This window comes from Afipia clevelandensis ATCC 49720, from assembly GCF_000336555.1.
Lineage (GTDB): Bacteria > Pseudomonadota > Alphaproteobacteria > Rhizobiales > Xanthobacteraceae > Afipia > Afipia clevelandensis.
Genome location: NZ_KB375281.1, coordinates 2,778,926 through 2,798,458, shown reverse-complemented (window position 1 = coordinate 2,798,458; position 19,533 = coordinate 2,778,926). Strand labels below are relative to the sequence as shown.

Annotated in this window: 21 protein-coding genes and 1 other RNA gene; 9 read left to right on the top strand and 13 right to left on the bottom strand. The window is 63.5% G+C overall.

Annotated elements, in window-relative coordinates; all coding sequences use genetic code 11:
• Nucleotides 1–48 precede the first annotated feature (48 nt).
• Together nudC and HMPREF9696_RS13385 are read right to left on the bottom strand one after the other, a co-directional pair.
• Entirely contained in the window at nucleotides 49–990 is a 942-nt protein-coding gene (gene nudC, locus HMPREF9696_RS13390) for an NAD(+) diphosphatase (protein WP_002713564.1), read from the bottom strand.
• A 37-nt stretch (nucleotides 991–1,027) separates the two neighbouring features.
• Entirely contained in the window at nucleotides 1,028–1,447 is a 420-nt protein-coding gene (locus tag HMPREF9696_RS13385; RefSeq protein WP_002713563.1) for an HIT domain-containing protein, read from the bottom strand.
• A 230-nt stretch (nucleotides 1,448–1,677) separates the two neighbouring features.
• Here HMPREF9696_RS13385 and ffs point away from each other — a divergent pair.
• From ffs to HMPREF9696_RS13360, 6 genes are all read left to right on the top strand, one after another.
• Nucleotides 1,678–1,774, top strand: an RNA gene (gene ffs / locus HMPREF9696_RS21325) — signal recognition particle sRNA small type.
• A gap of 88 nt (nucleotides 1,775–1,862) precedes the next feature.
• The gene (locus HMPREF9696_RS13380) at nucleotides 1,863–3,728 is read left to right on the top strand and encodes a DNA polymerase III subunit gamma/tau (RefSeq protein ID WP_002713560.1); all 1,866 of its coding nucleotides are present in this window, start codon (nucleotides 1,863–1,865) and stop codon (nucleotides 3,726–3,728) included.
• 71 nt (nucleotides 3,729–3,799) lie between these two features.
• A complete protein-coding gene (locus HMPREF9696_RS13375; RefSeq protein WP_002713559.1) occupies nucleotides 3,800–4,120 on the top strand; it encodes a YbaB/EbfC family nucleoid-associated protein in 321 nt (106 codons plus the stop codon).
• Between the two features lie 129 nt (nucleotides 4,121–4,249).
• Nucleotides 4,250–4,855, top strand: a complete 606-nt coding sequence (gene recR / locus HMPREF9696_RS13370; RefSeq protein WP_002713558.1) for a recombination mediator RecR — start codon at nucleotides 4,250–4,252, stop codon at nucleotides 4,853–4,855.
• Nucleotides 4,856–4,888: 33 nt separating this feature from the next.
• Entirely contained in the window at nucleotides 4,889–5,299 is a 411-nt protein-coding gene (locus HMPREF9696_RS13365) for a hypothetical protein (protein WP_002713557.1), read from the top strand.
• Nucleotides 5,300–5,402: 103 nt separating this feature from the next.
• The gene (locus HMPREF9696_RS13360) at nucleotides 5,403–5,936 is read left to right on the top strand and encodes an SGNH/GDSL hydrolase family protein (protein WP_245259229.1); all 534 of its coding nucleotides are present in this window, start codon (nucleotides 5,403–5,405) and stop codon (nucleotides 5,934–5,936) included.
• Nucleotides 5,937–5,940: 4 nt separating this feature from the next.
• Here HMPREF9696_RS13360 and HMPREF9696_RS13355 read toward each other — a convergent pair whose 3' ends face one another.
• Together HMPREF9696_RS13355 and HMPREF9696_RS13350 are read right to left on the bottom strand one after the other, a co-directional pair.
• The gene (locus HMPREF9696_RS13355) at nucleotides 5,941–7,320 is read right to left on the bottom strand and encodes an AmpG family muropeptide MFS transporter (RefSeq protein ID WP_002713555.1); all 1,380 of its coding nucleotides are present in this window, start codon (nucleotides 7,318–7,320) and stop codon (nucleotides 5,941–5,943) included.
• Between the two features lie 197 nt (nucleotides 7,321–7,517).
• Entirely contained in the window at nucleotides 7,518–8,726 is a 1,209-nt protein-coding gene (locus HMPREF9696_RS13350; RefSeq protein ID WP_002713554.1) for a DNA recombination protein RmuC, read from the bottom strand.
• Between the two features lie 173 nt (nucleotides 8,727–8,899).
• Between HMPREF9696_RS13350 and def the strand changes: the two genes are divergently transcribed.
• From def to truA, 3 genes are read left to right on the top strand one after another with little or no spacing between them, the layout of a single operon-like run.
• Nucleotides 8,900–9,418, top strand: a complete 519-nt coding sequence (gene def / locus HMPREF9696_RS13345) for a peptide deformylase (protein ID WP_002713553.1) — start codon at nucleotides 8,900–8,902, stop codon at nucleotides 9,416–9,418.
• Nucleotides 9,419–9,431: 13 nt separating this feature from the next.
• Nucleotides 9,432–10,364 carry a methionyl-tRNA formyltransferase gene (gene fmt, locus HMPREF9696_RS13340; RefSeq protein WP_002713552.1) on the top strand — a complete coding sequence of 311 codons (933 nt, stop codon included), beginning with the start codon at nucleotides 9,432–9,434 and terminating at the stop codon, nucleotides 10,362–10,364.
• Nucleotides 10,364–11,101, top strand: coding sequence for a tRNA pseudouridine(38-40) synthase TruA (gene truA, locus HMPREF9696_RS13335; RefSeq protein ID WP_002713551.1), 738 nt, complete (start codon nucleotides 10,364–10,366; stop codon nucleotides 11,099–11,101). Before fmt ends, truA begins: the two co-directional genes overlap by 1 nt.
• Nucleotides 11,102–11,224: 123 nt before the next feature.
• On the opposite strand, the gene HMPREF9696_RS13330 is transcribed toward truA, so the two are convergent.
• From HMPREF9696_RS13330 to yidC, 9 genes are all read right to left on the bottom strand, one after another.
• Complete coding sequence (locus HMPREF9696_RS13330; RefSeq protein WP_002713550.1) at nucleotides 11,225–11,800, bottom strand: phosphorylase family protein; 576 nt, start codon at nucleotides 11,798–11,800, stop codon at nucleotides 11,225–11,227.
• Complete coding sequence (dapE, locus tag HMPREF9696_RS13325) at nucleotides 11,797–12,951, bottom strand: succinyl-diaminopimelate desuccinylase (RefSeq protein ID WP_002713549.1); 1,155 nt, start codon at nucleotides 12,949–12,951, stop codon at nucleotides 11,797–11,799. The genes HMPREF9696_RS13330 and dapE overlap by 4 nt, the downstream gene beginning before the upstream one ends.
• A 9-nt stretch (nucleotides 12,952–12,960) precedes the next feature.
• On the bottom strand, nucleotides 12,961–13,806 hold the full coding sequence (dapD, locus tag HMPREF9696_RS13320; RefSeq protein ID WP_002713548.1) for a 2,3,4,5-tetrahydropyridine-2,6-dicarboxylate N-succinyltransferase: 846 nt from the start codon (nucleotides 13,804–13,806) through the stop codon (nucleotides 12,961–12,963).
• A gap of 79 nt (nucleotides 13,807–13,885) precedes the next feature.
• A complete protein-coding gene (locus HMPREF9696_RS13315) occupies nucleotides 13,886–14,584 on the bottom strand; it encodes a pyrimidine 5'-nucleotidase (RefSeq protein ID WP_002713547.1) in 699 nt (232 codons plus the stop codon).
• A complete protein-coding gene (locus HMPREF9696_RS13310; protein WP_002713546.1) occupies nucleotides 14,581–15,630 on the bottom strand; it encodes a DUF1036 domain-containing protein in 1,050 nt (349 codons plus the stop codon). Before HMPREF9696_RS13310 ends, HMPREF9696_RS13315 begins: the two co-directional genes overlap by 4 nt.
• The gene (argB, locus tag HMPREF9696_RS13305; RefSeq protein ID WP_002713545.1) at nucleotides 15,630–16,529 is read right to left on the bottom strand and encodes an acetylglutamate kinase; all 900 of its coding nucleotides are present in this window, start codon (nucleotides 16,527–16,529) and stop codon (nucleotides 15,630–15,632) included. The genes HMPREF9696_RS13310 and argB overlap by 1 nt, the downstream gene beginning before the upstream one ends.
• Before the next feature lie 136 nt (nucleotides 16,530–16,665).
• Complete coding sequence (locus tag HMPREF9696_RS13300) at nucleotides 16,666–17,049, bottom strand: DUF423 domain-containing protein (protein WP_002713544.1); 384 nt, start codon at nucleotides 17,047–17,049, stop codon at nucleotides 16,666–16,668.
• Entirely contained in the window at nucleotides 17,049–17,714 is a 666-nt protein-coding gene (gene yihA, locus HMPREF9696_RS13295; protein ID WP_040301441.1) for a ribosome biogenesis GTP-binding protein YihA/YsxC, read from the bottom strand. Before yihA ends, HMPREF9696_RS13300 begins: the two co-directional genes overlap by 1 nt.
• Before the next feature lie 145 nt (nucleotides 17,715–17,859).
• The coding region (yidC, locus tag HMPREF9696_RS13290) for a membrane protein insertase YidC (RefSeq protein WP_002713542.1) at nucleotides 17,860–19,533 on the bottom strand (1,674 nt) is incomplete at its 5' end.

Genomic DNA, 19,533 nt, shown 5'->3' with positions numbered 1-19,533 from the left:
GACAATCCATGACGGGCCATGCGGTTCCGTGCGCGGAACCGCGCGCGTTCATGCGGTTTCCGCGATCCAGTTGGCGAGAAGATGATGCGCGATGGCGACCGGATGCGGTCCCGTCAGGCCTTCGGCGTGATTGCGCGCCAGCATCGCAACCGCTTCGTCGCGCGTGAACCAGCGCGCGTCCTCAAGCTCGGTGCGGTCCACGGTGATGTCGGTGGTGGTGGCGCGGGCGCTGCAGCCGATCATCAGCGATGACGGGTAGGGCCATGGCTGCGTCATGTAATAGCGTACATCGGTGCAGTGGATTCCCGCCTCTTCCAGGATTTCGCGCTGGACCGCCTGCTCGATGGTTTCAGCGGCTTCGACAAAACCGGCAAGGCACGACCACATGGTCGGCGGAAACTGCGACTGGCGGCCCATCAGGCATCTTTCGCCGTCGGTCACCAGCATGATGACGACCGGATCGGTGCGCGGGAAATGCTCGGTCTTGCAGCTCGGGCAGATCCGCCTCCAGCCGCCGTCCGCCATCGAGGTGCGCGCGCCGCAATTGGCGCAGTAGCCGTGACGCTGATGCCAGCTCACCAGCGACTTCGCCATGGCGATGGTGGACAGTTCGCGCGCGGGCACCGCGCCGCTTGCGGCCACCGCGCGCAGGTTTTCCACGGCGACATCCTGACGTCCCATCAGGTCTTCGGCGGCCGAAGCGGCGATGCCCATGCCGAAAATCGGCGCGCCTTCGTGCAGGCCGAGAAAAATGGTGCCGGGATTGGCGCCGAACTTCCGTGCTTCATCCAGCGTCAGCAGCGCGCGCGGACCGTCAGCGCCCATCGTCATCAACAGCGAGTCGCGATGCACCACATAGGCCCGCGCCTTGCGGTCGCCTTCCAGCGCGAACAGCTTGTCGGCATCGGTGCGGATATGCGCCGCGCGGTCGATGGGATGCGAGACGAAGCCGGGTTGGCCAAGGGGAAAGGGCTTTTCATTGGTTGTCATTGATTGTCAGCCTGATTTTCAGTGTGGGCGCGAGCTCTCAACTCAGCCAGATCTTGCGGCGGAGCGCGGCGATGAAGGTTTCGACTTCCTGCGGATCGTGCGCCAGCGGCGGTACCACGCCCCAGACCGGGCGCGGCCATGCCGCGTCCGTGGTCCGGCGTGCGATGATGTGAACATGCAATTGCGGAACGACATTGCCCAATGCCGCGATGTTCAGCTTGTCGGGCTTGGTGATGTCCTTCAGCGCACGGGCGACGCGGTTGATCTCGGTGGTCAGTTGCGCCTGCTCGATCTCGTTCAGGTCGATGAGTTCGACGGTATCCGGGCGGCGCGGCACCAGCAGCAGCCAGGGATAGTTGGCGTCCTTGATGACAAGCACGCGCGACAGCGGCAGGTCGCCGATGTTGAGGGTGTCTTTTTCGAGGATGTGGTGGAGCGACCAGGCGGAAGCGGACATAGGGATTCCCGAAACAGTTCCGGCAATTTTGCAGAGAGCAGGGCCGCGAACAACACTTCTCATGGCAGGTTGCGCGCGGAGCTTCCATGCCCTTGCGCAATCGGGGCAAGCAGGCGTCCGTCTCAAGCCACGCGGCCCTGAAAACGGCCGATTTCGCAAGCCGAAACAAGGCGGTGCGAACCGCCGCCCGGCGCTTGCTTTCCGGCGGATTTGGCCCCAAATAGGGACCGGGAGATTGGCGGTGGACGAGCCACTCGCCAACCGGGTCAGGTCCGGAAGGAAGCAGCCCTAACGAGGTCCGGATCGGGTCGCTCGTCAGTCTCCTACCTCGCTTTTCCGCCGGGCGGACAAGGCGTGATGCGTGCGCCGCGCGCTCTCTCCAGATACGCTAGCCGAGACAATCGCGGACCAGTCCATGACCGATGCTGATATTGCCGGTGCGGCCTCGGACGATCAGCCCGGTTTCGCGCTCGGCGGAGAGCCTGCCGCTTCACCGGCCTCAGGCGCCGGTTACCGTGTGCTCGCGCGCAAATATCGTCCCTCTAATTTCAATGATCTGATCGGCCAGGAAGCCATGGTGCGCACCATCTCGAATTCGTTCGAGACGGGACGTGTGCCGCAGGCCTGGATTCTCACCGGCGTGCGCGGCGTCGGCAAGACCACGACCGCGCGCATTCTGGCCCGCGCGCTGAACTACGAATTGCCGGATGGTTCGGTGAAGGGGCCGACCATCCACATGCCGAAGATGGGTGTGCACTGCCAGGCGATCATGGAAAGCCGACATATCGACATTCTCGAAATGGACGCGGCATCGCATACCGGCATCGACGATGTGCGCCAGATTACCGATGGCGTGCGTTACGCGCCCTCCAGCGCGCGCTACAAGGTTTACATTATCGACGAAGTCCACATGCTCTCCGAGAAGGCGTTCAACGCCTTCCTCAAGACTCTGGAGGAGCCGCCGGAGCATGCCAAGTTCGTGTTCGCGACCACGGAAATTCGCAAGGTCCCGGTGACGGTGCTGTCGCGTTGCCAGCGGTTCGATCTGAGGCGGGTCGAGTCGGATGTGCTGATGACGCATTTGTCGAACATCCTGTCCAAGGAAGGCGTGCAGGCCGAGCCTGAAGCGCTGGGGATGATCGCGCGCGCGGCCGAAGGTTCGGTGCGCGATTCGCTGTCGCTGCTCGATCAGGCGATCGCCCATGCCGCAGGCGTGGTGCGCGCCGAAGACGTACGGCAGATGATGGGGCTTGCAGATCGCACCCGGGTCATTGATCTGTTCGAGGCGCTGGCGAGCGGCGACATCGCCGCGGCCTTCAAGGAGTTTCGCGACCAGTACGACACCGGCGCTGATCCGGTGGTTGTGCTCAGTGACCTCGCAGAGTTCGTGAACTTCGTGACGCGGGTGAAGGTCGTTCCCGCGACGGCGGAGAATCTCGCACTCGGAGAAACCGAACGCACGCGCGGTCGCGATTTCGCGGCCAAGCTGTCGATGCGCGTGCTGTCGCGGATGTGGCAGATGCTGCTCAAGGGCATTGCCGAGGTTCAGGCCGCGACACGGCCGCAGGCGGCGGCCGAGATGGTGCTGGTGCGGATCGCCTATGTGGCGGACCTGCCGACGCCGGATGAGGCGATCAGGATGATTGACGCCAATGGTGGCGGCTCGCACCTTCTGGGTGGCAATGTCGTCGGCAATGCCGCGCCGCGCGGTCCGTCAGCCGCGTTATCGTCCAGAAGCGATGATGGTTCGCAGGTTCGCGCGGTGGCGTCCGGTTCGCGGCCCGCGCTCGATACATCACCGCGTCCGCAGATGAGCACGCCCGCGCCGGCGCCTGCCGCGGCGGCGCCAGTGCGGCGGCTGAATACGTTTGCCGAACTTGTGGCGCTCGCCAGCGAGAAGCGCGACATCCAGCTTAAGTCCGCGCTGGAAGCCGACATGCGGCTGGTGCGCATGGAAGACGGCAGGCTGGAAGTGGCACTGGAGCGCAGCGCCGCGCGCTCCGTTGTCAACGATCTGTCGCGCAAGCTCGAACAGTGGACCGGTCGGCGCTGGACCGTGATCGTTTCCAATGAGGCCGGCGAGCCGACCCTGCGCGCGCAGGCGCAGGCGGAGAAGGAAAAACTCACCGATGGCATTCACGCCGACCCGCGCGTGCAGGCGGTGATGGCGAAGTTTCCCGGCACGCAGGTGATTGATGTGCGGCGTATCGTGCCGGACGCCGACACCGGCGCCGATGAGTCCGGTCCTGTCGCTGCCGCCGAAGAAGACGACGATCTTTAAAACGGGAATTTCAGACGAGATAAACGGATTCCGGATGATTTGTCCGGACATCAACCACAAGGGATCAATTCATGGCTGACTTTCTCGGCATGATGAAACAGGCGGCGCAGCTTCAGTCCAAGATGAAGGCGCTGCAGGACGAACTCGACACCATCGAGGTCGAGGGCCTGTCCGGCGGCGGACTCGTCGGCGTGCGCATGACCGCCAAGGGCGAAGTCAAGGCGGTGAAGATCGATCCGTCGCTGATGAAGGCGGACGAGCGTGAGGTTCTCGAAGACCTCCTCGTCACCGCGCTTGGCGATGCGCGCCGCAAGGCCGAAGCCGCGATGCAGGAAAAGATGCAGGCGCTGACCGGCGGGCTCGGCCTGCCTCCGGGGCTGGGCCTCGGCTAGAGATGTGATTGACAATCGTCATTGCGAGGAGCGCAAGCGACGAAGCAATCCAGCTTTCCTTTGGAATGGATTGCTTCGCTCCGCTCGCAATGACGAGGTTGAGAGTTGGAATTTTAAGAGCTTTCTCGAATGGCATCCTCGGTCGCCGGCCCCGAAATCGAACGTCTGATCCAGTTGCTGGCGCGGTTGCCGGGTCTCGGCCCGCGCTCGGCGCGCCGCGCCGCGCTGCATCTGATCAAGAAGCGCGAAGCATTGATGACGCCGCTGTCGGCGGCGCTGCAGGTGGCGATCGACAGGATTCAGGTCTGCAACACCTGTGGTAACATCGACACGCAAAATCCCTGCACCGTCTGCACCGATACGCGGCGCGATCCGTCGATCATCGTTGTGGTGGCGGATGTCGCGGATTTATGGGCGCTCGAACGCGCTCATGCCACAAATGGTTTTTATCACGTCCTCGGCGCCACGCTGTCGCCGCTCGATGGTGTCGGTCCGCAGGATCTGACCATCGACGCTCTGGTGCAGCGTGCGCTCGACCCCCGGGTCACGGAAATCATCCTTGCACTCAATGCGACGGTGGATGGCCAGACCACGGCCCATTACATCACCGACCTGTTGCAGGATGCCAATGTCAAGGTCACTCGGCTGGCGCACGGTGTGCCGGTCGGCGGTGAACTTGACTATCTCGACGAGGGGACACTGTCGGCCGCCATGCGGCAGCGGACGCTGTTCTAAAAACCAACCTGAAATTCACGAAATGGAAGCCTGATGTTTCTCCGTCTGTTCGCGAATGCCCCCGCCATGCTCGCCGCCGGCTGTCTCTCCGTGCTGATCTCGTCCGATGCTCTTGCGCAGCAGAAGGCAAAGCCACTGAAGACGGGTGAGGTGCTGTCGGGTGAATTGACGGCGATGCGTTCCGGTCCGAGAAAAAAGCGGGTCATCACCTATCAGCTCACCAGCGAGCCGCGCCGCCTGCCGCCGCCGTCGGGCATGTGCAATCTCGAAACCGGCCCGGAGACATTCCAGATCGTGACCAATAGCGACGCCGAGGCCGCGGCGCTGAAGCCGTATATCGGCAAGAGCATTGCGCTGAAGGCCAATGAACTCTCCTGCGCGCAGGCCGCCGGACAGCTCAGTGATGCCATCGTCACAAAGTGGAGTGTCGTCACCAGACACTGATGCGCTTGACGGTGTTCGGACACCCGCCCTAGTCTTCCGATTCTGGACATCGGTTTTTGGGGCGGTCATGTCATTGCAGCGAAGGCTGTTTGCGTCTCTCTTCGTGACTGCTCTTTTCTTGGTCGCTCCGGCCGTTGTGAAATCTGCGGTCGCACAGGTGCAGGTCGCGGTGATTGGCGACAGCAATGTCTACGGCAAGGGCATCTCGTCCTCCGAGAATTATCCAAGCCAGCTTCAGGCCGCGCTGAATGCCCGCAGCCTGAATGTCAGCGTCAGCAATGGCGGCATCAATGGCGATACCAGTTCGGGCCTTGCGGGGCGTCTGGACTCGGCGGTGCCGTCGGGCACGCGGGTGGCGGTGATCTGGATCGGCATCAACGATATCCGCCGGGGCGTCAGCATGGCGGAGGTTCGGGCCAACGTCGCGGGCATTGTCAGCCGCCTGCGGGCGAAGGGGATCGAGAGCTATGTGATCCGGCCGCCGGTTTACAACGTGGCGGACCATCAAAATCCGGCGCTCACCGTTGGCGGCGGCGACAAGCATTTCAACGCGGCGGGCTACAGAAAGATGGTTGGCAAGACCATCGGGCCGATTGCGGCGCTGGTCAGCAAGGCTGCGAAGAAGAAGGCGGCCTGAGCGATTATGGTGCGGCTGCCTCGCGCCGCCGGAGCGACTCGAAATGTCCGCGCCGCTGCAGCCAGGCCAGCAGGATCAGGCTCGGCACCGCGACCAGCACACTGAGCACGAAGAACGCAGGCCAGCCGGTCGCCTGCGCGGCATAGCCCGCGCCAGCCGAGAGATAAGTCCTGCCGATCGCGGCAAAGGCGGTGAGCAGCGCATATTGGGTCGCGGTGTGCAGCGGGCTCTGGCACAGCGACGAGAGGTAAGCGACGAAGATCACGGTGCCGATCGCGCCGGTGAAATTCTCCACCGTGATCGCCAGCGCCAGCGCCCATTGATTGTGGCCGACAAAGGCCAGCCACGCGAAGGCGAGATTGGAAATCGCCTGCAACACGCCGCCGGTCCAAAGGCACGCTTCCAGCGACCATGCGCGCGCCAGAAATCCGCCCGCGAATCCGCCAATCAGCGTGGCGGCAAGGCCGACGCCCTTGACGATGGCGGCATAGTCGTTGCGGGTGAAGCCGAGATCGATCACGAACGGCGCGGTCATGGTGCCGGAGAACGAATCGGTGAATTTGTACAGGATCACGAAGGCGAGCACTGCCCCGACGTCCTTGCGGGTCAGGAATTCGGTGAAGGCGCCGATCGCGGCGTTAATGACGCGGGAGATCGCGCTCTCGCCGCTCGTCGCCTCTTCCGCGCGGCGTGACTGCTCGGGCTCGGTGGCGGCGAGCGCCGCGATCATCCCGATCAGCACCATCGCCGCCATGGCGATATAGCCCCACATCCACGCGGCGGATTTGGCGAGGCCGGTCGATTCAAATCCGCTGACCAGAAACAGCGCACCGGCAGTCGAGATCAGCATGCCGACGCGGTAGGCCGCCACATAGGACGCCATGCCAGCGGCCTGCTCACTTTCGGGCAGGCTTTCGACACGGAACGCATCGACCACGATGTCCTGCGTGGACGAGGCCGCGGCCACCAGCAGCGCACCGAGCGCAACATAGAATGGCGAGCGCGCCGGATCGGTCACCGCGAGCAGCAGGATCGCTCCGATCAAAAGCAGTTGCGCGAACACCAGCCAGCCGCGCCGACGCCCCAACCACCTTGTGAGCAGCGGGACATGCAGCGCGTCCACCAGTGGCGCCCAGAGGAATTTCAGCGTGTAGGGCGTGCCGACCAGCGCAAACAGGCCGATGGTGCCGAGATCGACGCCGGACTCGCGCATCCACACCAGCAGCGTCGAACCGGACAGCGCCAGCGGCAGCCCCGACGAGAAGCCGAGGAACAGCACGATCAGCACGCGCTTTTGCAGATAGACGGCCAGCGCCTCGCGCCATGAGGCGCGGGATGTGGCGTTGGCAGCGGGCTCTATTTTTACGGTGTCGGGTGCTGTCATGCGACGGTGTTAGCAGATTCGCACCTTCCCCTCTCCCCTTGTGGGAGAGGGTGCTGAGCGGCGCAGCCGCGAAGCGGGTGAGGGGTATGGACACCACGATGAGATCGTAACCCCTCACCCGGCTCAATCTCGCTTTGCTCGATTTCGCCACCCTCTCCCACAAGGGGAGAGGGGAGGAAGAAGCTGCTACCGGAAAATTACTCTCCCGCCTGCAGCTTGCGCAGGGGATGTGGCGGAAACAGGTCGCTGGAGGAGACGACTCGGGGTGCATCCGCAGGCTCGCTGCCCTTGCTGAAATCCAGTTCCTCGATGCGGCCCGCGCGCTTCTCGATCTTGTCCGCCGAGATCAGGATCTGGCGCACGTCCTCGTTCACGTTGCCGAAATCCTTCTGCAGCTTGAGCACGCGCTCGCGCAGCCGGCCGAGATCGTCCGACATATGCATCACCTCGGTGCGGATCAGGTCGGCGGCATCGCGCATCCGCGCGTCCTTCAAAATCTGCTGCATCACCTGGATCGCCAGCATCAGCAGCGACGGCGACACCAGCACGATCCGTGCGCGATAGGCTTTCTGGATCACGTCGTCGAAGCCGTCGTGGATTTCCGCATAGACGGATTCCGATGGCACGAACATCAGGGCCGTGTCCTGCGTCTCGCCGGGGATCAGGTATTTGTCGGCAATGTCGTTGACGTGCTTCATCACGTCCTGCCGCAGCCGTTGCGTCGCGGCTTTCTTTTCCTCGTCGGTGCGTGCGTCGCGCAGTGCCGTGAAGGCTTCCAGCGGGAATTTCGCATCGACGCAGAGCGGACGCTGGTCGGGCAGGAAAATCACGCAATCCGGGCGGGTCCTGTTCGAGAGGGTGTGCTGGAAAGCGTAGGAATCCTTCGGCATGCCGTCCTGCACGATGGCTTCCATCCGCGCCTGACCGAACGCGCCGCGCGACTGCTTGTTGGCGAGCACGTCGCGCAGGGTCGTCACCTGCGAGGTGAGGTCGGTGAGATTCTTGTGCGCGTTGTCGATGATGCCGAGGCGCTCGTGCAGCGCGCGCAGCGAATCCATGGTGTTGCGCGTGGTCTGCTCCATCGACTGGCCGACGCGGTGGGTCACCGAATCCAGCCGCTCGTTGACGGCGCGCGCCATGTCGGCCTGCCGTCCGGCCAGCGCCTGTCCCATTTCGTGGACGCGGCCCGCAGCTTCATTCTGGATGCGCAGAACCTCGGCGAGGCGTTCCTCAAGTTCGTCGGCGCGCACCGCCTGCGCCATGGCGGCTTCCGCGCCCTTCGCGCCCGAGCGTGCGATGACGATGGCGATGATGAGCAGCAGCAACAGCGCCAGCGCGCCGAAGGCGATCAGGGCGGCACTCATGCGGACCGGCACATCGCCGAGGATAAAAAGAATCTCGTTCATGCCTCCTTGTAACCCGATTCGGCGGTGAATGCGAACGAACAGGGAACATTTATGGTTAATAAATACCTGATTTTGATGGTTAATCGGCGGTGAACGGCAAGGAACCCAAGGCGCAACCGTTTGGTGCGACAACATGTTTGACCCCGGCAAGCGCGCCCATTACATCGCGCAGCATGGCCAATCCTCGTGACATCATCATCCTGCCGGACAAACAGTTGCGGCTGATCTCCAAGCCCGTCGAAAAAATCACGCCGGACATCCGGACGCTGGTCGATGACATGTTCCAAACCATGTACGACGCGCCGGGTATCGGCCTTGCCGCGATCCAGGTCGCGGTGCCGCTGCGGCTGATCACCATGGACCTCTCCAAGAAGGAGGGCGAGAAGGAGCCGCGCGTTTTCATCAATCCGGAAATTCTCGCGTCGTCCGATGAGCTGTCAGTCTATGAAGAAGGCTGCCTGTCGATTCCCGAATACTATGAAGAGGTCGAACGCCCCGCGCGGGTGCGCGTGCGCTTCATGGACCTTGAAGGCGTGACGCGCGAGGAAGATGCGGAGGGGCTTTACGCCACCTGCATCCAGCATGAGATCGACCATCTCAACGGCGTGCTGTTTGTGGATTATCTCTCCAAGCTCAAGCGTGACCGCGTGATGAAGAAGTTCACCAAGGCCGCCAAGCTCGCGGCGAAATAAGCCGGAGCTTTTGATGCCGCTTCGTCTGATCTTCATGGGCACGCCGGATTTCGCAGTGCCGACGCTGCTGGCGCTGGCGGATCATGGCCATGAGATCGTCGCGGTCTATACCCGCGAACCCAAACCAGCCGGGCGCGGCATGAAGCTGCAGGCGACGCCGGTGGAAATGGCCGCGCGCCAGCTCGGCATTCCGGTTTTCGCACCGAAGACCTTGAAGACACCGGAAGCCGAGGCGGAATTCCGTGCGCACAATGCCGATGCCGCCGTTGTGGTGGCCTATGGCATGATCCTGCCGAAAAACATTCTCGATGCGGTACCGCTCGGCTGTTTCAACCTGCATGCGTCGCTGCTGCCGCGCTGGCGCGGCGCCGCCCCGATCAATCGCGCCGTGATAACGGGCGATGCGGAATCCGGCGTCATGGTCATGAAGATGGATGTCGGGCTCGACACCGGCGACGTGGCGATGGCCGAGCGCCTGCCGATCACCGATGCCATGACCGCGCAGGACCTGCATGACGCGCTCGCGCCGCTCGGCGCGGACCTGATGGTGCGCGCCATGGGCGCGCTGTCACGCGGTGGCCTGCAATTGAAGAAGCAGAGCGAAGAAGGCGTGACTTACGCCGCCAAGATCGACAAGGCCGAGGCGCGGATCGACTGGACAAGGTCCGCCCGTGAGGTGCTGCGGCACATTCACGGCCTGTCGCCGTTTCCCGGAGCGTGGTTCGAGATCGCGATTGACGGTGAGCCGGTGCGCATCAAGGTGCTGCGCTGTGAGCTTGCCAAAGGCTCCGGCGCGCCGGGCGATGTGCGGGACGACAAGCTCACGGTTGCCTGCGGCGACGGTGCGATCCGCATTCTGGAACTGCAGCGCGCCGGAAAGCCGCCGATGAAGGCGGATGCGTTTCTCAACGGCACGCCGCTCAAGCCGCCGGCGCGAGCGAGCTGATGCCCCGCTACAAGCTCATCATCGAATATGATGGCGCTCCGTTCTGGGGCTGGCAGTATCAGGACAAGGGCCCGTCGGTGCAGGGCGCGCTGGAAGATGCCGTGGCCGCGATGACCGGCGAGCGGGTCCGGGTCAACGGCGCAGGCCGCACCGATGCGGGCGTGCATGCACTTGGGCAGGTGGCGCATATCGATCTGGCGAAAGACTACAGGGCCGATCGCGTGCGCGATGCGCTGAACGCCCATCTGCGGCCGCATCCGATCGGTGTGCTGTCGGCGGAGATCGTGCCCGACACATTCGACGCACGGTTTTCAGCGACAAAGCGGCATTACATCTATCGCATCGTCAATCACCGGGCGAACCTTGCGCTCAAGGCAGGGCAGGCGTGGCGTGTGCCGCGTTCTCTGGATGCAGACGCGATGCACGAAGCCGCGCAGGTGCTGCTTGGCAGGCACGACTTCACCACCTTCCGCGACACCGAGTGTCAGGCGAAGTCCCCCGAGAAAACGCTCGATGCGCTCGATGTGGCGCGCGAGGGCGACGAGGTGACCATCACGACCTCCGCACGTTCGTTCCTGCACAGCCAGGTGCGCTCGATGGTCGGCTCGCTGGTGTGGGTGGGGCACGGCCGCTGGATGGCGCAGGATTTGCGCAATGCGCTCGAAGCGCGCGACCGCACAGCCTGCGGCCCCGTCGCGCCGCCGGACGGGCTGTATCTGGTACGGGTTGAGTATTGAGGTCTTTTACCTCTCCCCGTTTACGGGGAGAGGTCGGCGCCGGGTGAGGGGCATAGGTCCGCCAAAAGGAAACAAGCGCCCCTCACCCCAGCCGTCTCCCCGCAAGAGCGGGGCGAGGGAGCATCATCGTGCGATGCTTTTCATCGCATCCCAGAATAAGTCTTCACCGTTAGCGACATTCTCGTTCCAGTGATCGGCGGCGTTTTCGTCCGCAGCATCGGTGATGAACTTGAAAGCGCGCCATGGAATCGCATGACGCTGGCTGACATGGGCGATGGCGAACAGCTCCATGTCGACAATGTCGATGCTGTTCTCCACCAGCCAAGGGTCGATGGCGGTGACGAAGCTGTCGCCGGTGCCGCAGACCACGCCGTCGAAGCCGGATGACAAGCGGTCCATCTCCGGCGCGAACGGCGTGCGGCCGCGCGGCGCCAGCGGCATGGCCGCCATGTCGCGCTGGATCACATGCGCGACCTCCACAAGGCCATTGTGAATGTGCGCAATCTTGCCGGCGGTGCCGTAGTTGATAATCAGCCTCGGCTGCAGCGCGAGTACGGTGAGCGCCGCGACATGGGCGGCGTTGACCTTGCCGACGCCGGTATAGATCACCTCGACGCCGTCTGGCGCGCGCTCTTTCTTCAACTCGTTGTCGATGGCGGTGAGGACGACGATGGGGCCGCTGGTGTTCGTGTCGTTCATGCGAAGTAGCGATCCAGCACGCCGCGATAGATCTTCGTCAGCTTTTCAAGATCGGCGACCGGCGTGCGCTCGTCGATCTGGTGCATGGTCTGGCCGACAAGGCCGAATTCCAGCACCGGACAATAATGCGTAATGAACCGCGCGTCCGAGGTGCCGCCGCCGGTGTTCAGCTCAGGCTTGCGGCCCGTTACCTCTTCGATGGCGGCGGACACAAGCTCGGTGAACGGGCCGGGCTGGGTCAGGAAGGCATCGGAATTCGACGGCTCCCACACCACATGCGCCTTGATGCGATTGCCGCTCGCCCTGGTGACACGCTCTTCGATCAGCGCACGCAGCGATTCGCGGGTGTGACGGTCGTTGTAGCGAATGTTGAAGCGTGCGCGCGCCTGAGCAGGAATCACATTCCAGGCGGGGTTGCCGACGTCCACCGAGGTGAATTCGAGGTTCGACGGCTGGAAATGCTCGGTGCCGCTGTCCAGCGGATCGCCGCTCACGGCCGCGATAATCGCCGCGATGTCCGGAACCGGATTGGAGGCGCGATGCGGATAGGCGACATGACCCTGCACACCGTCCACTATAATTGTCCCGCTTTGCGAACCGCGCCGCCCGGCTTTGATGGTGTCGCCGATCTCGTTGACATTGCTGGGCTCGCCGAGCACGCAGTGATCGAATTTTTCGCCGCGCGCCGCGGCCCATTGCAGCAGCTTGATGGTGCCGTTGACGGCAATGTCTTCTTCGTCGCCGGTAATGAGAAACGAGATCGAGCCTTTGGGCTTGCCGCCGTTGGCCGCGAGATAATCCAGCACGGCAGCGACTGAACAGGCGATGCCGCCCTTCATATCGACCGCGCCACGGCCGTAGAGCATGCCGTCCTTCACATCGCCCGCGAACGCACCATGGGTCCACTTTGTTTCGTCGCCAGCGGGCACGACATCGGTATGGCCTGCAAAGGTGATGTGCGGCGCTTGCGTGCCGATGCGAGCGTAGAGATTGTCGATGTCCGCCGCGCCGGGCTCGGAGAAGGTGACGCGATGCACCTCGAACCCGGCATTGCCGAGCAGCTTCTCCAGCACGCCGAGCGCGCCCGCATCCGCCGGCGTCACCGAGGGACAACGCAGCAGGTCACGGGCGATGGAGAGGGCGTCGGTCATCCGCGAGGATCAGTCCCGCAGCAGTTCGTTGATGCTGGTCTTGGAGCGGGTGCGCTCATCGACGCGCTTGACGATGACGGCGCAGGCGGTGTTCGGGCCGGGCTGGCCGTTCTTCAGCGGCTTGCCCGGCAGCGTGCCCGGAACGAGCACCGCATACTCCGGCACTTCGCCGATAAAGGTTTCGCCGGTTTCGCGGTCGACGATCTTGGTCGACGCGCCGAGGAATACGCCCATCGCCAGCACCGCGCCCTTGCGGACGATAACGCCTTCGGCGACTTCCGAGCGCGCGCCGATGAAGCAGTCGTCCTCGATGATGACGGGACCGGCCTGCAGCGGCTCGAGCACGCCGCCGATGCCGACGCCGCCGGAGATGTGCACGCGCTTGCCGATCTGCGCGCAGGAGCCGACCGTGGACCATGTGTCCACCATGGTCGCTTCATCGACATAGGCGCCCAGATTGACGAAGGACGGCATCAGCACGACGTTCCTGGCGATATAGGCCGAACGGCGCACGATCGCGCCCGGCACGGCGCGGAAGCCGGCGTCGCGGAAACGGTTCTCGCCCCAGTCCTCGAACTTGGAGGGCACCTTGTCCCACCACTGCGCGCCGCCGGGGCCGCCGGTGATCGGCGCCATGTCGTTGAGGCGGAACGACAGCAGCACCGCCTTCTTCAGCCACTGATTGACCTGCCATTTGCCGTCGGCCTGCCGCTCCGCCACGCGCGCCTCGCCCTTGTCGAGCAGGTTGAGCGCTAGCTCCACGGCATCGCGGACCTCGCCTTTGGTGTTGGCGTTGATGGTATCGCGGGCCTCGAAGGCGGCATTCAGTGTGGTTTCAAGCGCGGCGAGGGACATCGGTGTTCCTTGGCAGAAAAGCAGTTTTGGGATGCCGCTTTTGTCGGGATTTGGCGGCGGCGAGTCAAGTTGGACAAGGTCAGTTTGAGGCCCTTATTGCGGCCAAAAACCCGGTCAGATTGTCGGTGATGTGATCCACATACGCCGCATCGCGGCCCTCCAGCTCCCAGTCCTCGCGGACCACGTTTTTGGTGCCGTCGGGGACGACCAGAACGGTGGTCATGCCCAGGTCATGCGGCGTCACCAGGTTGCGGGCGAGATCCTCGAACATCGCGGCTTTCGAGGGATCAACGCCGTGCAGCTTGAGAAACTTCATGTAGGTTTGCCGCGCGGGCTTGGGCTCTAGCTCGGCGGCGACGATGTCGAACACATCCTCGAAGTGATTGCCGATCCCGAGACGCTCCAGCACGGCGCCGGCATGGGCGCGCGAGCCATTGGTCAGGATCAGCTTGCGGCCGGGGAGCTTCTCGATGGCCGCGCCCATCGCGGGATTTGGCTCCAGCGGCGAATGGTCGATCTTGTGGACGTATTCGAGGAAGTCGTCGGCCTTGAGACCGTGCTCGGTCATCATGCCGCGCATGGTGGTGCCGTAGCGGCGATAATAGTCCTTCTGGATTTTGAAGGCCTCGTCCTTCGGCACGTTCAGGTACTGCGCGACGAAATCGCGAATCCGGACGTCCACCTGCTGCCACAGATTGACGTGGTGCGGATACAGCGTGTTGTCGAGATCGAACACCCAGGTCTCGACATGGGCGAACGAGCGTTTGTCTTTTGTCATGGCATCCCGAAGCGTAATGTCTTGCCGGTCCCTGCGGTCATGTCGACGCGATCGTAGCCGCTCGTGTTCAGTCCGCGCGGGCCGCAATCGCCCTGCTCGGAGAACTCGAACTGCGCCTCGCGGGTGCAGAGCATGGTTGCGCCGCCCCAGTTCAGCGGCCGGCCGTTGATCTTGATGGTGCGGCCGGTTGAATCGACCGCTTCGGCGAAACTGAAAATCCGGCGGGGCTGTCCCGAGATGTCGGGATGCAGGCACTTGCGCGGCTCGATGCGATACCAGCCGCGGCTGGTGATGGTCTTGCCGTCGTCGGTGGCGATCGAGGCCATGACACGATAGGGCGTGTCGTTGCACCATGTCAGGCCGGTTGCCGAGGGCGATTCCACGGCGGCAATCATGCTGTCGAAAAATCCGGGTGCTTCCGCCGCATTGGCCGCAAGGCCGCGCGCTTTCAGGAAGGCGGCGAGCGCGTTCTGGGTCTTTGGCCCGTCGACACCGTCGATCGGCGCGGCATCATAGCCGGCGATCACAAGGAGGCGCTGGATTGCCGCCAGCCGTGCCTGTTCGTCGTCATACTCCGCGCCTTCGGCGAGATACGCGACCTGATGACCGTCCTCGGACGTGCTCGGCTTGATCTCGGTGAAGGGCACGGAGGTCTGGCTGGCGTTGCATTGTCGCCCCGCGATCACGAAATCCTTTTGGGCGACGCAGAGATTGTCGGTGCCGTTCTGCGGGGCAGGCGATGCGCCATACACCGGCAACGAGCGCGCGTGCAGCAGGATGCGATCCGCGGTGATGTTGCCCTGCGCGACCACGCGGCAAGTCGCGGGGTCGATCCGGAACCAGCCGCGTGTCGCGGTCGCGGTTCTGTCCTCGATGCCGATGGCAGCTTCGACGACATAGCTCATGCGATTGCAGATTTTCAGATCGGCGCGGGCGGGGGAGGCAACAAACAGGCCCGTCATTGCGAGGAGCGCAGCGACGAAGCAATCCATCTTGAGGAGCGTGGATTGCTTCGCTTCGCTCGCAATGACGAGGTGAGCTGTCATCACTTGTGGATCAGCGTTCCCGTGCCCTGGTTGGTGAACAGTTCGAGCAGCACCGCATGCGGGGTCTTGCCGTCGATGATGACCACGCCCTCGACACCGGCTTCCAGCGAGTAGATGCAGGTCTCGACCTTCGGGATCATGCCGCCGGAAATGGTGCCGTCGGCGATCAGCTTGCGCGCATCCTTGATCGACAGTTCCGGAATGAGCTTTTTCGACTTGTCGAGCACGCCCGGCACGTCGGTCAGCAGCAACAGGCGCTTGGCCTTCAATGCACCGGCAACCGCGCCAGCGAAGGTGTCGGCGTTGACGTTGTAGGTCTTGCCGTCGGCGGACGAGGCCAGCGGCGCCAGAACCGGGATCAGTTCATAGCCGATCAACTGGTTGAGCAGGGTGAGATCGACCTTGTCCGGCTCGCCGACAAAGCCGAGATCGACCACCTTCTCGATGTTGGAGCCGGGATCGACCATGGTGCGGGTCGCCTTGGTGGCGGTGACCATGTTGCCGTCCTTGCCGCACAGGCCGACGGCCTTGCCGCCGGCTTCGTTGATATGGCTGACGATCGACTTGTTGATTGAGCCGGCCAGCACCATCTCGACGATTTCCATGGTCGGCGCGTCGGTGACGCGCAGGCCGGCGGCGAATTCCGACTTGATACCGAGCCGCGACAGCATGGAGGCGATCTGCGGGCCGCCGCCGTGCACCACCACGGGATTGATCGCGGTCTGTTCGAGGAGAACGATATCGCGGGCGAACTGCTTGGCGAGATTTTCCTCGCCCATGGCGTGGCCGCCGTATTTGATGACGATGGTTTCCTCGTCGTACTGCTGCATGTGCGGCAGCGCTTCCGACAGGATGCGGGCCTGATCCTGCGGGCTGATATTGGTCGGCAGATCCATCATGGGGAGTCTCGTTCGCGCGAGCTGGCAAAGATGCCGAGGGTTTAGCCGATTGGGATGACGCTGCAAAGCGTAAGGGCAGATTGATCAGCCGCGTTTATTTCTCCGGTCGTCCCTGCCTGCGCGGGGACGACATCTCTTATTTTGCCGCCCGCCGCGGCCAGAGCGCCGCGAGGGCGAGCACCAGCCAGCTCAGGATCAGCAGCGTGCCGCCGGTCGGCGCGGCCATTGTGAACAATCCGTGACCGGCGAACTGGCGCATGGCGAGATCGCCCGCGAACAGCGCCGCACCCACAACGAAACCGAAGGTCGCGGTCAGGCCGGGGCCGCGCCGCGCGATGCCATGCCCGGTCAGCAGCGCGGCGCCGATCACGGCGCTGGCATGGAACAGCAGCATCGACGAGGCGGAGGCCAGCCGCGCGGCATCGGGCTGGTGGGCGGACGCAGCGGCCAGCACCACACCGGCGGCACCCATCACTCCGGCCAGCACAGCGGCGAGGCGCAGCACACCATTCTGGGTCATTAGATTCGTTCTCTCAAAAGGCGGATCATGGCGGCGCGCAGTTCGGGCATGCCGTCGCCGGTGCGCGACGAGGTGACCAGCACTTCCGGAAACGCCGCCGGATGTTTCGCCAGCGCCGCCTTGGTCGCCGCGATGGTGTTTTCAAGTTCGGATTTCTTGACCTGATCGGCCTTGGTCAGCACCACCTGATAGCTGACGGCGGATCTGTCGAGCGTCTTGAGCACGTCCTTGTCGACGTCCTTGAAGCCGTGGCGTGCGTCGATCAGCACATAGACCCGCGCGAGATTGGCGCGGCCCTGCAGGAATTTGTGAATCAGCGTGGTCCATGACGCGATCTGCGATTTCGGCGCGGAGGCGTAGCCATAGCCCGGCATGTCCACCAGCCGCAGGCCAGCGTCCTTGCCGTCGGCCGGCGTCGGGCCGTCGAAGAAGATCAGCTCCTGCGTGCGTCCCGGCGTGTGGGAGGTGCGCGCAAGGCCGTTGCGGCCGGTCAGGGCGTTGATGAGGCTGGATTTGCCGACATTGGAGCGGCCCGCAAAGGCAACCTCGACGCCCTTCATCGGCGGCAGCGTCTCGATGGACGGCGATGCCCAGATGAACTGCCAGTCCCCGGCGAAAATCTTTCGCCCGGCCTCGATCAGCTCCGCATCGGTGTTGTCAGTCATGCGAAGAGTCTCGGTTGTAATATCCGCCGTCATCCTTCGAGGCTCGGGCTTCGCCCTCGCACCTCAGGATGACGATCCTTGGTGTTGCGTCACCCTGAGGTGCCGTCGCGGAGCGACGGCCTCGAAGGGTGGGGCGTTGCGCGCGCTACGTCGTCTTTTTGCTGCCCGCGAAGGTCGATTTCAGATTGTCGAACAGTTCGATCTTCGCGCCGTTCTTTTTCATGATGTAGCTCTGCTGCAGCACCGACAGGGTGTTGTTCCAGGCCCAGTAGATCACGAGGCCTGCGGGGAACGAGGCAAGCATGAAGGTGAAGATCAGCGGCATCCAGTCGAAGATCATCTTCTGCGTCGGATCCGGCGGCGTCGGGTTCAGCTTCATCTGGAACCACATCGTGATGCCCATGATGATCGGCCAGATGCCGAGCGCGAGGTAATGCCCGATCACCGGAATCGTGGTCGGATCGTAGGACAGCAGGCCGAACAGGTTGAACAGGTTGGTCGGGTCGTGCGCCGACAGGTCCTTGATCCAGCCGAAGAACGGCGCATGCCGCATTTCGATGGTGACGAACAGCACCTTGTAGAGCGAGAAGAATACCGGAATCTGGATCAGAATCGGAAGACAGCCCGCGATCGGGTTGATCTTCTCCTTCTTGTAGATTTCCATCATCTCCTGCTGCTGCTTCATCTTGTCGTCGGGATACTTGTCCTTGAGCGCGGCAAGCTGGGGCTGCACGGCCTTCATCTTCGCCATCGAGGCGTAGGACTTGTTGGCGAGCGGGAAGAACACCAGCTTGACCAGCACGGTCACCAGCAGGATCGCGACGCCGAAGTTGCCGACGATGTGGAAGAACCAGTCGATCATGAAGAACATCGGCTTGGTGATGAAGTAGAACCAGCCCCAGTCGATCAGGCGGTCGAACTTGTTGAGGCCGAGCTTCTTGTCATAGGCGTCGACGGTGGCGTTTTCCTTGGCGCCGGCGAACAGGTTCGTGGTGGTGCTGGCGCTGCCGCCGATCGCGATGGTCATCGGATCGAGCAGATAGTCGGTCTGGTAGGTGCGCAGCGTGCCGACGAGGTTCGACGAGAAGCGCGCCTGCACGTTCGCCTTCGGGTCCGGCAGCAGCGTGCCGGCCCAGTACTTGTCGGTGATGCCCATCCAGGCGTTGGAGACCTTGAACTCGACCGCCTTCGTCTCGTCCATCTTCTTGTAGCCGTACTCCTGCAGGCCCTGGTCGCCGAGCACGCCGATCAGGCCTTCATGCAGAATGTAGTAGCCGGACACGTGCGGCGTGCCATGGCGCGAGATCAGGCCGAACGGATAGATCGTCACCGGCGCGTCGCCGACATTGGCGACGTCGTCCTTAACGGTGAACAGATATTTGTCGTCGATCGAGATGGTGCGCTTGAAGGTGAGGCCCTGTCCGTTGTTCCAGGTCAGCGTCACCGGCGTGGTCGGCGTTAGCGCCCCGGTGCCTTCCTGCGTCCACAGCGTATCGCGGGTCGGCATCTTGATGGTCGAACCGGCCGACGGCACAAAGCCGAACTCGGCGTAGAACGGCTCCTTGGTGCCCGACGGAGAAAACAACTCGATGGCCGGCGATTTCGGATCGACGGTCTCGCGGTATTTCACCAGCGCCACGTCGTCGATGCGCGCGCCGGTCAGCGAAATGCTGCCGGAGATGCTCGGCGTGTCGATCTTGACGCGCGGCGAGGCGGCGATGACGGTGGCGCGGCTCTGCACGGGAGCGGCGGTGGTCGGGCCGCCGGGGATCGCGGCCTGCGTGCCCGGTGTTGCAGGCGTGGCCGACGGATTGGCGGG